At 68.6% G+C, this 12,349-nt stretch carries 11 protein-coding genes; 9 read left to right on the top strand and 2 right to left on the bottom strand.

Annotation, left to right across the window (positions count from 1 at the left end; genetic code table 11):
- Window positions 1-33 precede the first annotated feature (33 nt).
- From eccD to ACFRMN_RS31690, 6 genes are all read left to right on the top strand, one after another.
- The gene (gene eccD / locus ACFRMN_RS31715) at window positions 34-1,542 is read left to right on the top strand and encodes a type VII secretion integral membrane protein EccD (RefSeq protein WP_383026224.1); all 1,509 of its coding nucleotides are present in this window, start codon (window positions 34-36) and stop codon (window positions 1,540-1,542) included.
- Window positions 1,543-1,695: 153 nt separating this feature from the next.
- The gene (gene rpsO, locus ACFRMN_RS31710; RefSeq protein WP_030351649.1) at window positions 1,696-1,986 is read left to right on the top strand and encodes a 30S ribosomal protein S15; all 291 of its coding nucleotides are present in this window, start codon (window positions 1,696-1,698) and stop codon (window positions 1,984-1,986) included.
- Between the two features lie 344 nt (window positions 1,987-2,330).
- On the top strand, window positions 2,331-4,556 hold the full coding sequence (locus ACFRMN_RS31705; protein ID WP_383026065.1) for a polyribonucleotide nucleotidyltransferase: 2,226 nt from the start codon (window positions 2,331-2,333) through the stop codon (window positions 4,554-4,556).
- Entirely contained in the window at window positions 4,553-5,929 is a 1,377-nt protein-coding gene (locus tag ACFRMN_RS31700) for a M16 family metallopeptidase (protein ID WP_383026062.1), read from the top strand. The genes ACFRMN_RS31705 and ACFRMN_RS31700 overlap by 4 nt, the downstream gene beginning before the upstream one ends.
- Window positions 5,930-5,969: 40 nt before the next feature.
- Window positions 5,970-6,722 carry a 4-hydroxy-tetrahydrodipicolinate reductase gene (dapB, locus tag ACFRMN_RS31695; RefSeq protein ID WP_383026059.1) on the top strand — a complete coding sequence of 251 codons (753 nt, stop codon included), beginning with the start codon at window positions 5,970-5,972 and terminating at the stop codon, window positions 6,720-6,722.
- Window positions 6,723-6,726: 4 nt separating this feature from the next.
- Window positions 6,727-7,179, top strand: coding sequence for a hypothetical protein (locus ACFRMN_RS31690; RefSeq protein WP_383026056.1), 453 nt, complete (start codon window positions 6,727-6,729; stop codon window positions 7,177-7,179).
- Between the two features lie 93 nt (window positions 7,180-7,272).
- Here the strand turns inward: ACFRMN_RS31690 and ACFRMN_RS31685 are convergent, their stop codons facing one another.
- Together ACFRMN_RS31685 and ACFRMN_RS31680 are read right to left on the bottom strand one after the other, a co-directional pair.
- Window positions 7,273-7,818 (bottom strand): hypothetical protein, encoded by a 546-nt coding sequence (locus tag ACFRMN_RS31685; protein WP_383026053.1) that lies wholly within the window; start codon window positions 7,816-7,818, stop codon window positions 7,273-7,275.
- 94 nt (window positions 7,819-7,912) lie between these two features.
- Complete coding sequence (locus ACFRMN_RS31680) at window positions 7,913-8,152, bottom strand: hypothetical protein (RefSeq protein ID WP_383026050.1); 240 nt, start codon at window positions 8,150-8,152, stop codon at window positions 7,913-7,915.
- A gap of 203 nt (window positions 8,153-8,355) precedes the next feature.
- On the opposite strand from ACFRMN_RS31680, the gene thyX reads away from it, so the two are divergent.
- The 3 genes from thyX (at window position 8,356) to ACFRMN_RS31665 (ending at window position 12,050) form a co-directional block, all read left to right on the top strand.
- Complete coding sequence (thyX, locus tag ACFRMN_RS31675) at window positions 8,356-9,093, top strand: FAD-dependent thymidylate synthase (RefSeq protein WP_383026048.1); 738 nt, start codon at window positions 8,356-8,358, stop codon at window positions 9,091-9,093.
- 198 nt (window positions 9,094-9,291) lie between these two features.
- Window positions 9,292-10,191 (top strand): 4-hydroxy-tetrahydrodipicolinate synthase, encoded by a 900-nt coding sequence (gene dapA, locus ACFRMN_RS31670; RefSeq protein ID WP_383026045.1) that lies wholly within the window; start codon window positions 9,292-9,294, stop codon window positions 10,189-10,191.
- A gap of 173 nt (window positions 10,192-10,364) precedes the next feature.
- Complete coding sequence (locus ACFRMN_RS31665; protein ID WP_383026042.1) at window positions 10,365-12,050, top strand: ribonuclease J; 1,686 nt, start codon at window positions 10,365-10,367, stop codon at window positions 12,048-12,050.
- The last annotated feature ends 299 nt before the right edge of the window (window positions 12,051-12,349 follow it).

Below are 12,349 nucleotides of genomic sequence, written 5' to 3'. Positions count from 1 at the left end.
CATCAGAACCACAAGGGGGAGCAGCAGGTGAGTATGACGGCCCAGACGGCCCAAGCGGCGGCCACCGGAACCGGTCACCCCGGTCCCACGGCTCCGGCCGGCGGCGGAACCGGCTTCTGCCGGATCACCGTCGTCGCGCCGGACGGCCGCGTCGATGTGGCACTGCCCGAGGACATCCCCGTCGCCGACCTCTACCCGGAGATCCTCAGGCTGTCGGGACAGAGCCCCGCGGAGGGCGCCCCCGTCGGGTACCACCTGGTACGCCGGGACGGCACCGTACTCGACAGCGCGCGCTCCCTGGCGGCCCAGCGCATCCTCGACGGCGAACTGCTCTCGATGCGGCCCTTCGCCGAGTCCCTGCCGCCGGCGGTCTTCGACGATGTCTCCGACGCCGTCGCCTCCGCCGTCGCCCGCGACAGCACGCTCTGGACCGACGGTCTGATGCGTGGCGCCGGGCTCTTCGGCGGCTCGGTCCTGCTGGTCCTGCTCTCCTTCGTGCTGTGGACCGCCGACCCCCGGCACGACATGCACGGCCTGCCCGGCATCCTCGCCGCCGTCGCGGCCGTCCTGCTGCTCGCGCTCGCCGGCGTACGCGCGCGGGTCTACGACGACCGGGGCTCGTCCATCGCCCTGGGCATCGGATCACTGGCGAACGCCGGCGTGGCCGGTTCCGGACTGCTGTCGCTCGCACAGGGCCAGGGCACCGGCAGGCTGCAGTTCCTGCTCGCCTGCGCGGCCGTGCTCGTCGCCGCGGTGATCCTGATGATCGTCACCCCGAGCGGGGACGGTGCCTTCGTCGCGTTCGTGTTCGCCGCCACCGTCGGCCTGCTGGTGACCTTCACCGCGATCATGACCGACATGACCCCGGTCGAGACCGCCGCGGTCTGCGCCCCGCTCGCGGTCGGGGCCCTGGCGTTCCTCCCGGGCCTCTCCACCCGCTTCGCCCGGCTCCCCATCGGCTTCGAGCCGCCCCGTTCGTCCGTCGGTGACTACGGCGCCGACCCCGTACCCCAGGGCCCGGTCGACGCCGAGCGCATCGCGGCCCAGGCCCGGCGGGGTCATGAACTGCTGATCGGACTGGTCGGCGGCTGTGCGCTGGTGGCCGTGGGAGGCGCCGCCGTACTCGGCTTCTCCGGCAATGTGTGGGGGCAGCTGCTCGCGCTCGCCACCGGCGTCGCCATGCTGATGCGCGCCCATCTCTTCCGCTACACCGCCCAGGTCGGCTGCGCCCTGGCAGCGGGCCTCGGCGCCCTGGCACTGCTGGTCCTGGGGCTCTGCCTCAACCCGCCCTCGGATCTGATGCGCGAGGCCCTGCGAGGTGACGGCACGGCGCTCGACATCCGTACGGTCTGGCTCACCACCGCCGTCGCGGCCGTCGCCGCCCTGATCACCGCGATCGGCCTGATCGTGCCGAGCAAGGGGGTGACCCCCTTCTGGGGCCGCTTCCTGGAGATCGCGGAGGCCTTCGTCCTGCTGACGCTCGTACCGCTCTGTCTGGCGGTCTTCGACGTCTACCACTCCATCCGGGCGCTGACCTCCTGAACGGACTGGTACGCTACGTAGCGGCCGTTTGTGTACGCGTTCCGGGACCGTCCGGAACAGCGCCCAACGGATTCCGCCTCCCGAGTAACGGAAGCTCCCCAGAGTATTCGACCTGGGGCACTCGGTGGCCACGAAGACCCACGAGGAGTACGCGTGTCGCTCGACGCCGCTACGAAGAAGCAGATCATGACCGAGTTCGGCACCAAGGAAGGTGACACCGGCTCCCCCGAGGTCCAGGTCGCCATGCTGTCGCGCCGGATCTCGGACCTGACCGAGCACCTCAAGACCCACAAGCACGACCACCACTCCCGTCGTGGTCTGCTGATCCTGGTCGGTCAGCGCCGCCGGCTGCTGCAGTACCTGGCCAAGAAGGACATCCAGCGCTTCCGTACGCTGGTCGACCGCCTGGGCATCCGCCGCGGTGCGGCCGGCGGTGCCAAGTAAGACACCGTGAAGGGAGCGGTTCCCACTTCCAGGGGGCCGCTCCTTTCGCGTACGTGCGTACGTACGGGTGGGGTGACCGCCCCCGTACCGGGCCCACGAGCGCCCCGCCCGGGACAACCGGAATGTCATCCTGCGGCGAAGCTCAGTAATCTGGTCGCACGAGCACAACTGAAGAGGAGGAGCGAACTCCACCGCCGCCGGTCCTCGGTAGTGGCTCCCGGATGGTGCGCGGCCCATGCCGCGGCCCCGGGTGCTTCGATCGAAGACCGGCCCGCACCAAGGAGCGCTTCTCCGTCACGTCCCCTGCCACACGGGCACCGGACGAACACGAGGAGAAAGCACTAGTGGAGAACGAGACCCACTACGCCGAGGCCGTTATCGACAACGGAACCTTCGGCACCCGCACCATCCGCTTCGAGACGGGACGGCTCGCCAAGCAGGCCGCCGGTTCCGCCGTGGCCTACCTGGACGACGACACCATGGTGCTGTCGGCCACCACCGCTTCCAAGAAGCCCAAGGACCAGCTCGACTTCTTCCCCCTGACGGTGGACGTCGAGGAGCGGATGTACGCGGCCGGCAAGATCCCCGGCTCCTTCTTCCGCCGGGAAGGCCGGCCGTCCGAGGACGCGATCCTCACCTGCCGCCTGATCGACCGCCCGCTGCGCCCCTCCTTCAGGAAGGGCCTGCGCAACGAGATCCAGATCGTCGAGACGATCATGGCGCTCAACCCCGACCACCTGTACGACGTGGTCGCCATCAACGCCGCCTCCTGCTCCACGCAGCTGGCCGGCCTGCCCTTCTCCGGCCCGATCGGCGGCACGCGTGTCGCGCTGATCAAGGGCCAGTGGGTCGCCTTCCCGACCCACACCGAGCTGGAGGACGCCGTCTTCGACATGGTCGTCGCCGGCCGTGTCCTGGACGACGGCGATGTCGCGATCATGATGGTCGAGGCCGAGGCCACCGAGAAGACCGTCCAGCTCGTCAAGGACGGCGCCGAGGCTCCCACCGAGGAGATCGTCGCCGCCGGTCTGGAAGCCGCCAAGCCGTTCATCAAGGCGCTGTGCAAGGCCCAGTCCGACCTCGCCGCCAAGGCCGCCAAGCCCACCGGTGAGTTCCCGGTCTTCCTCGACTACCAGGACGACGTCCTGGAGGCGCTGACCGCCGCCGTCAAGAGCGAGCTCTCCCAGGCGCTCACCATCGCCGGCAAGCAGGACCGCGAGGCCGAGCTGGACCGCGTCAAGGAGCTCGCCGCCGAGAAGCTGCTCCCGCAGTTCGAGGGGCGCGAGAAGGAGATCTCCGGCGCCTACCGCGCGCTGACCAAGTCCCTGGTGCGCGAGCGCGTCATCAAGGACAAGGTCCGTATCGACGGCCGCGGCGTCACGGACATCCGTACGCTCGCCGCCGAGGTCGAGGCCATCCCGCGCGTGCACGGCTCGGCGCTCTTCGAGCGTGGCGAGACCCAGATCCTGGGCGTCACCACCCTCAACATGCTCCGCATGGAGCAGCAGCTGGACACCCTCTCGCCGGTGACCCGCAAGCGCTACATGCACAACTACAACTTCCCGCCCTACTCCGTCGGTGAGACCGGCCGCGTCGGCTCCCCGAAGCGCCGCGAGATCGGCCATGGCGCGCTCGCCGAGCGCGCCATCGTGCCGGTGCTGCCGACGCGCGAGGAGTTCCCGTACGCGATCCGCCAGGTCTCCGAGGCGCTGGGCTCCAACGGCTCGACGTCCATGGGCTCGGTCTGCGCCTCCACCATGTCGCTGCTGAACGCCGGTGTGCCGCTCAAGGCCCCCGTCGCCGGTATCGCCATGGGCCTGATCTCGCAGGAGATCGACGGCAAGACGCACTACGTCGCCCTCACCGACATCCTCGGTGCGGAGGACGCCTACGGCGACATGGACTTCAAGGTCGCCGGTACGAAGACCTTCGTCACCGCGCTCCAGCTCGACACCAAGCTCGACGGCATCCCCGCCTCGGTCCTGGCAGCCGCGCTGAAGCAGGCCCGCGACGCCCGCCTCCACATCCTCGATGTGATGAACGAGGCCATCGACGTCCCGGACGAGATGTCCCCGAACGCCCCGCGGATCATCACCGTCAAGATCCCGGTGGACAAGATCGGTGAGGTCATCGGCCCCAAGGGCAAGATGATCAACCAGATCCAGGAGGACACCGGCGCCGACATCACGATCGAGGACGACGGCACGATCTACATCGGTGCCGCCGACGGACCGGCCGCCGAGGCCGCCCGCGCCACGATCAACGGCATCGCCAACCCGACCATGCCGGAGGTCGGCGAGCGCTACCTGGGCACGGTCGTCAAGACCACCACCTTCGGTGCGTTCGTGTCGCTGCTCCCGGGCAAGGACGGTCTGCTGCACATCTCGCAGATCCGCAAGCTCGCCGGCGGCAAGCGCGTGGAGAACGTCGAGGACGTCCTCGGTGTGGGCCAGAAGGTCCAGGTCGAGATCGCCGAGATCGACCAGCGCGGCAAGCTCTCCCTGATCCCCGTCATCGAGGGTGAAGAGGCCGGAGAGTCCGAAGAGGCGAAGGACGAAGCCGCGAAGTGACAGCCAGCTCCAGGACGACGGCCCGCACCTCCTCGGAGGCGCGGGCCGTCGCCCGTACCCAAACCCTGCTCAAGGGCGAGAACGGCATCGGTACGGTCCGCCGTACGACCCTCCCCGGCGGCCTGCGCGTCGTCACCGAAACCCTCCCGTCGGTACGCTCCGCGACCTTCGGGATCTGGGTGCAGGTCGGCTCCCGCGACGAGACCCCCGCGCTCAACGGCGCCACGCACTATCTGGAACACCTCCTCTTCAAGGGCACGAGCCGGCGCAGCGCCCTCGACATCTCCTCCGCCATCGACGCGGTCGGCGGCGAGATGAACGCCTTCACGGCGAAGGAGTACACCTGCTACTACGCGCGGGTCCTCGACACCGATCTGCCGCTGGCCATCGATGTCGTCTGCGACATGCTCACCGGCTCGCTCATCGAGGCGGCCGACGTCGACGCCGAGCGCGGGGTGATCCTCGAAGAGATCGCCATGACCGAGGACGACCCGGGCGACTGCGTACACGACCTGTTCGCGAAGACCATGTTCGGCGACTCCCCCCTCGGCCGGCCGGTGCTCGGCACCGTCGACACCATCAACGACCTCGACCGCGACCGGATCGCGCGCTTCTACAAGAAGCACTACGACCCGACGCGTCTCATCGTCGCGGCCGCGGGCAACATCGACCACGCCACGGTGGTACGACAGGTCCGCAAGGCGTTCGAGAAGGCGGGTGCCCTGTCCCGTACGGACGCCGCGCCCCTGGCGCCCCGTGACGGCAGCCGCTCCGTGCGCACCGCGGGCCGGGTCGACCTGCTGAACCGCAAGACCGAGCAGGCCCATGTCGTGCTCGGTATGCCGGGCCTGGCGCGCACCGACGAGCGCCGCTGGGCGCTCGGCGTCCTGAACACCGCCCTCGGCGGCGGGATGAGCTCACGGCTCTTCCAGGAGGTACGGGAGAAGCGCGGGCTCGCCTACAGCGTCTACTCGTACACCTCGGGGTTCGCCGACTGCGGGCTCTTCGGGGTCTACGCGGGCTGCCGGCCCAGCCAGGTCCACGACGTCCTGAAGATCTGCCGCGACGAGCTCGACCGGGCCGCCGAGGAAGGGCTCAGCGACGAGGAGATCGGCCGCGCCATCGGCCAGCTCTCCGGCTCCACCGTTCTCGGTCTGGAGGACACCGGGGCGCTGATGAACCGGATCGGCAAGAGCGAGCTGTGCTGGGGCGCCCAGATGTCCGTGGACGACATGCTGGGGCGGATATCCGCGGTCACCCCCGACGACGTACGCGCGGTCGCCCGCGACGTACTGGGACACCGCCCCTCGCTGTCCGTCATCGGACCCCTCAAGGACAAGCAGGCGGACCGTCTCGACGACGTGGTCTCCTGACCGACCGGGCCGCACCCCCGACGCTGAAGGAAGCAGAGCAATGAGCAAGCTGCGCGTGGCCGTTCTCGGAGCCAGGGGCCGTATCGGCGCCGAGGCGGTACGGGCCGTCGAGGCCGCCGACGACCTGGATCTGGTCGCGGCCCTCGGCCGGGGCGACAAGCTGGAGACCCTGGTGGAGAACGGCGCCCAGGTCGTGGTGGAACTCACCACCCCGGCCTCGGTGATGGGCAACCTCGACTTCTGTGTACGTCATGGAATCCACGCGGTCGTCGGTACCACGGGCTGGACCGACGAGCGGCTCGCGCAGCTGAACACCTCGCTGGCCGCCTCCCCGGAGACGGGCGTGCTGATCGCGCCGAACTTCTCCATCGGCGCGGTCCTGACCATGAAGTTCTCCGAGACCGCGGCCCGCTACTTCGAGTCGGTCGAGATCGTTGAGCTGCACCACCCGAACAAGGTCGACGCGCCCTCCGGCACCGCCGTCCGTACGGCTCAGCTGATCGCCGCCGCCCGTACGGCGGCGGGCAGCCCCCCGCAGCCCGACGCCACGGTCACGGCGCTGGACGGCGCGCGCGGCGCCGATGTCGACGGGGTGCCGGTGCACTCCGTACGGCTCCGCGGTCTCCTCGCCCATCAGGAGGTCATCCTCGGTGGCGAGGGCGAGACCCTTACCGTCCGGCACGACTCCCTGCACCACAGCAGCTTCATGCCGGGCATCCTGCTCGGTGTGCGGCGTGTGGTCTCCGCCCCCGGCCTCACCTTCGGCCTCGAACACTTCCTCGACCTGAGCTGATCCCATGCGCGCGAAGATCACCTACTGCGTCACGGCCGCCGTTCTGGTCGTCTACTTCGTCCTCGTCGGCAGCCGGGGAGTGCTGCTGATCGAGCAGGGCACGGCGCTCACGATCACCTTCGGTGTCGCCGTGCTGGTCCTGCCACTCATCGGTATCTGGTTCCTCTGGAAGAACACCCAGTTCGTCGCCCGGGCCAACCGGCTCGCGGCGGAGCTGGACGCCGAGGGCGGTCTGCCGGTCGACACACTGATCCGTACGGCCGGGGGCCGGATCGACCGGGACTCCGCGGACGCCGTCTTCGCCGAGCGCCGTGCCGAGACCGAGGACTCGCCCGACGACTGGCGCTGCTGGTTCCGGCTCGCGATCGCCTACCACGACGCCCGGGACACCCCCCGCGCCCGCAAGGCCATGCAGCGGGCCATCGCGCTCCGTGACGGCAGACCCGTACGGGTCTGACCCTCGGCGAGCGCGCAGGGCAGAGCGCAGAGCGGGGCCCGGCCTGTTCTGGCCGGACCCCGCTCGAACCGCTCTCCTGCCCGTACGACGGCGTCAGACGCCCCGGTACTCGTCGCCCCAGGCCTCCACGGTGTCGGCGGCCCGGTCGAACGCCTCACCACGCGACAGGAAGTCCGCGTTGTGGTCGGTGAGCAGCTGAATCGGCTCACCCTGCCGGCGTACGACGACGAGCGCCTGGCCCTGTACGGTGCGCGGCAGCCCGAGCCAGCGCACCGGCTGCTGGACGGTGCGTACGGCCGTGACCCGGTTCCAGGGCACGGTCCTCGTCAGCAGCAGGCCCACCCGGCGTACGCCGTGCCGGCTGACCCACGCGCCCATGCGGAGCAGGCGCAGCGCGGCGATGATCACCACCGCCGAGACCACCAAACACACCGTCGCACCGGACAGCGCGCCCGCGAACGCGATGATCATCGCCGCGAGCAGAACGAACGAGGCGAGCAGCAGAAGCAGCGCCGCCGCCACCACGCGCCAGGGGCCTGGGCGGTACGGACGCCGCCAATGATCATGATCGTCGAAGGGCAGCGCGACATCATCGGTCGCGTCAAAAGCCCGGTCGGCCGTCAAGAAGGGCAGGGGCACGACTGATCCTCACTCACAAGCACGCTCGATTGCTGTGCCCGGTGAGGCTACCGATCACCCGCACACCCGGACCACCCCAGGGGGTCCGGACGAGTCAGCGGCCCTGTGACGCCTCGGACTGCTGCGTATGCCCGGACGACTGATTCGTCTCCAGGGACGGCATCCCGAAGAGCAGCGCGCCGGTGAATCCGGCGGCGACGGTAAGCCCGATCAGCGTACGGCTGACGAGCTCGGACGTACTGACCCGGTGTTTGGGCGGGGGCGTGACGTTACTGCGGAAGCTGTCGGCCTTGGCGACGAATGCGAACGGGACGGCTTCTCGCCGGCGGAACATGGAGGGGGTCTCCTTGCGATCTCGTGATGGAACGCGGCTGGTGTGTCAGCTGCTACTCAGTGAGACGAACAATCGCGTCATTCGGTGCCCGAATTCCCCGAATTGACCAACGAACGCGGTGGAAGGTCGTCCCGTCCATCGCTGTCAGTGGCGAGCCGTAGAGTGGGCGCCGCCCGTGCGATGCGAATGGAAGGACCCCGCCGGTGAGCGACACCCCCACCGAGACCAAACCGAGCTTCCGCAGCGATGTCACCGTCGAGCTGGTCAAGCACGCCGCCGGAGACTCCGATGTGCTGTGGGCCGCGCGCGTCTCCACCGCCGGCGAGCAGTCCCTGGAAGAGCTCTCGAAGGACCCCGAGCGGTCGAAGGGACTCATCAATTTCCTGATGCGGGACCGCCACGGCAGCCCCTTCGAGCACAACTCGATGACCTTCTTCATCAGCGCCCCGATCTTCGTCTTCCGCGAGTTCATGCGGCACCGCGTGGGCTGGTCGTACAACGAGGAGTCCGGCCGCTACCGCGAGCTCCAGCCGGTCTTCTACGTGCCCGACGAGTCCCGCAAGCTCGTCCAGGAGGGCCGTCCGGGGAAGTACGTGTTCGTCGACGGCACCCGCGAGCAGCGGGAGCTGACCGGCCGCGTCATGGAGGACTCCTACGTACGGGCGTACGAGGCGTACCAGGAGATGCTGGCGGCGGGGGTGGCCCGCGAGGTGGCCCGCGCCGTGCTGCCCGTCGGGCTCTTCTCGTCGATGTACGCCACGTGCAACGCGCGCTCGCTGATGCACTTCCTCGGCCTGCGCACCCAGCACGAACAGGCGAAGACCCCGTCCTTCCCGCAGCGGGAGATCGAGATGGTCGGAGAGCGGATGGAGCTGGACTGGGCGAAGCTCATGCCGCTCACCCACGCGGCTTTCAACGCCAACGGCCGGGTCGCTCCCTGAGGCGCTGCGTGCCTGCCCAGGGCACAGATGTACGGTCGGCCGAGTGAAGTGTCCGGATTGCGGCGTTTCGGGAAGTTCATCTAGGCTGATCAAACGGACCCGGCACTGCTTGAACCCCCGAGCAGGCAGTGCCGGGCTCCTCTTGTCCCGTCCCCCCAAAGGGACACGGTGAGCTGAGCAGCGAGTAGCGTGTTACCCATGGCTCCGATCTCCACTCCGCAGACCCCCTTCGGGCGGGTCCTCACCGCCATGGTCACGCCCTTCACGGCGGACGGCGCAATCGACCTCGACGGTGCCCAGCGGCTCGCCCTCCATCTCGTGGACGCGGGCAACGACGGCCTGGTCCTGAACGGCACCACCGGTGAGTCACCGACCACCAGTGACGCGGAGAAAGAGCAGCTGGTACGGGCCGTCCTGGAGGCCGTCGGAGACCGGGCCCACATCGTCGCCGGCGTCGGCACCAACGACACCCGGCACAGCCTGGAGCTGGCCCGCACGGCCGAACGCGCAGGAGCGCACGGACTGCTCGCGGTGACCCCGTACTACAACAAGCCACCGCAGGAGGGCCTTTTCCGGCACTTCTCCGCCATCGCGGACGCGACAGGGCTGCCGGTCATGCTCTACGACATCCCGGGCCGCAGCGGTGTCCCCATCGACACCGAGACGATCGTCCGGCTCGCCCAGCACCCGCGCATCGTCGCCAACAAGGACGCCAAGGGCGACCTCGGCCGCGCCAGCTGGGCCATCGCCCAGTCCGGCCTCGCCTGGTACTCCGGCGACGACATGCTCAACCTCCCGCTGCTCTCGGTCGGCGCGGTCGGCTTCGTCTCCGTGGTCGGCCATGTGGTCACGCCGGAGCTGCGCGAACTCCTCGACGCCCACCTCACCGGTGACGTCCAGAAGGCCACCGAGATCCACCAGAAGCTGCTCCCGGTCTTCACCGGCATGTTCCGCACCCAGGGCGTCATCACCACCAAGGCCGCGCTCACCCTGCAGAAGCTGCCGGCCGGACCGCTGCGCCTCCCGCTCGTCGAGCTGTCGGACCATGAAACCGCTCAGCTCAAGATCGATCTGGCGGCCGGCGGGGTACAGCTCTAATCACAGACTTCACAACTGAATACGCGAAGACATAGTCCAGTCCATCGAGACAAACCGACACATCGGTTCACACGGACATCAGTCCATGGTCCATACAGACAACAGCAAGTGCACGAATGTCATGCGCGCCACGTGCCCCTGCGGCACGTGGCGCGCGTGGTGAGGAGAGTCTTTTGAGTCATCCGCATCCTGAACTCGGCGCGCCGCCGAAGCTGCCCAAGAACGGCCTGCGTGTCACCCCGCTCGGAGGTCTGGGCGAGATCGGCCGCAACATGACGGTCTTCGAGTACAACGGCCGTCTGCTCATCGTCGACTGCGGCGTCCTCTTCCCCGAGGAGGAGCAGCCCGGTATCGACCTGATCCTGCCGGACTTCACCACCATCCGGGACCGCCTCGACGACATCGACGGGGTCGTGCTCACCCACGGCCACGAAGACCACATCGGCGGCGTCCCGTTCCTGCTCCGGCTGAAGCCGGACATCCCGCTGATCGGCTCCAAGCTGACCCTCGCGCTGATCGAGGCGAAGCTCCAGGAGCATCGGATCCGTCCGTACACCCTTGAGGTCACCGAGGGCCACCGCGAGCGCATCGGCCCGTTCGACTGCGAGTTCGTCGCGGTCAACCACTCCATCCCGGACGCCCTGGCCGTCGCCATCCGCACACCCGCGGGTATGGCGGTGCACACCGGCGACTTCAAGATGGACCAGCTCCCGCTGGACCGCAGACTCACCGACCTGCCCACCTTCGCCAAGCTCGGCGAGGAGGGCATCGACCTCCTGCTCTCGGACTCCACCAACGCGGAGGTCCCGGGCTTCGTCCCGCCCGAGCGCGACATCTCGAACGTCCTGCGACAGGTCTTCGGGAGCGCGCAGAAGCGGATCATCGTGGCGAGTTTCGCCAGCCACGTCCACCGCATCCAGCAAATCCTCGACGCCGCCGACGAGTACGGGCGCAGGGTCGCTTTCGTCGGCCGCTCGATGGTCCGCAACATGGGCATCGCCCGCGACCTGGGCTATCTCAGGGTCCCGGCCGGTCTGGTCGTCGACGTCAAGACACTTGACGACCTCCCCGACCACGAGGTCGTCCTCGTCTGCACCGGCTCCCAGGGCGAGCCGATGGCCGCGCTCTCGCGCATGGCCAACCGCGATCACCAGATCCGGATCGTCCAGGGCGACACGGTCATCCTGGCGTCGTCCCTCATCCCGGGCAACGAGAACGCGGTCTACCGCGTCATCAACGGCCTGACCCGGTGGGGCGCGAACGTCATCCACAAGGGCAACGCCAAGGTCCATGTCTCGGGCCATGCCTCGGCCGGCGAGCTCCTGTACTTCTACAACATCTGCAAGCCCAAGAACCTGATGCCGGTCCACGGCGAATGGCGCCATCTGCGTGCTAACGCCGAACTGGGCGCGCTGACCGGGGTCCCCAAGGACCACATCGTCATCGCGGAGGACGGCGTGGTGGTCGACCTGGTCGACGGCAGGGCCAGGATCGTGGGCAAGGTCCAGGCCGGCTACGTGTATGTGGACGGTCTGTCGGTCGGCGATGTCACCGAGACCTCCCTCAAGGACCGCCGCATCCTCGGCGACGAGGGCATCATCTCGGTCTTCGTGGTGGTCGACTCCACCACGGGCAAGGTCGTCGGCGGCCCGCACTTCCAGGCCCGCGGTTCGGGCATCGAGGACACCGCGTTCTCCGCCGTACTGCCCAAGGTCGAGGAGGCCATCGGCAAGGCGGCAGCGGACGGCGTCGCCGAGCCTCACCAACTCCAGCAGCTCGTGCGCCGCACGGTGGGCAAGTGGGTCTCGGACACGTACCGCAGACGCCCGATGATCCTGCCTGTGGTGGTCGAGGTCTGACGTATCTGACGCATCGTCCGATGCGTCACCTGGAGCGGGGGGCCTCGATTTGCTTCGAGGCCCCCCGCTCCAGTACGTTTACGGCTCCACCTCAGCGGGAACCCGGGTTAATCACATGCCAGGGGCCTTCCGAAGCGGGTGGGAATCCGACTCGAATCACTCTGATAAAGTCGGAATCGCTGGAAAGGGAAACGCGAAAGCGGAAATCTGGAAGGCGGCCCCGCTCCGACGGGGAATCGGACACGAAAGAGTCTGATAGAGTCGGAAACGCAAGACCGAAGGGAAAAGCCCGGAGGAAA

This window comes from Streptomyces sp. NPDC056835, assembly GCF_042789485.1.
Taxonomy (GTDB): Bacteria; Actinomycetota; Actinomycetes; order Streptomycetales; family Streptomycetaceae; genus Streptomyces.
The sequence above is the reverse complement of the archived record's forward strand: the minus strand, read 5'-3'. Positions and strand labels throughout refer to the sequence as shown.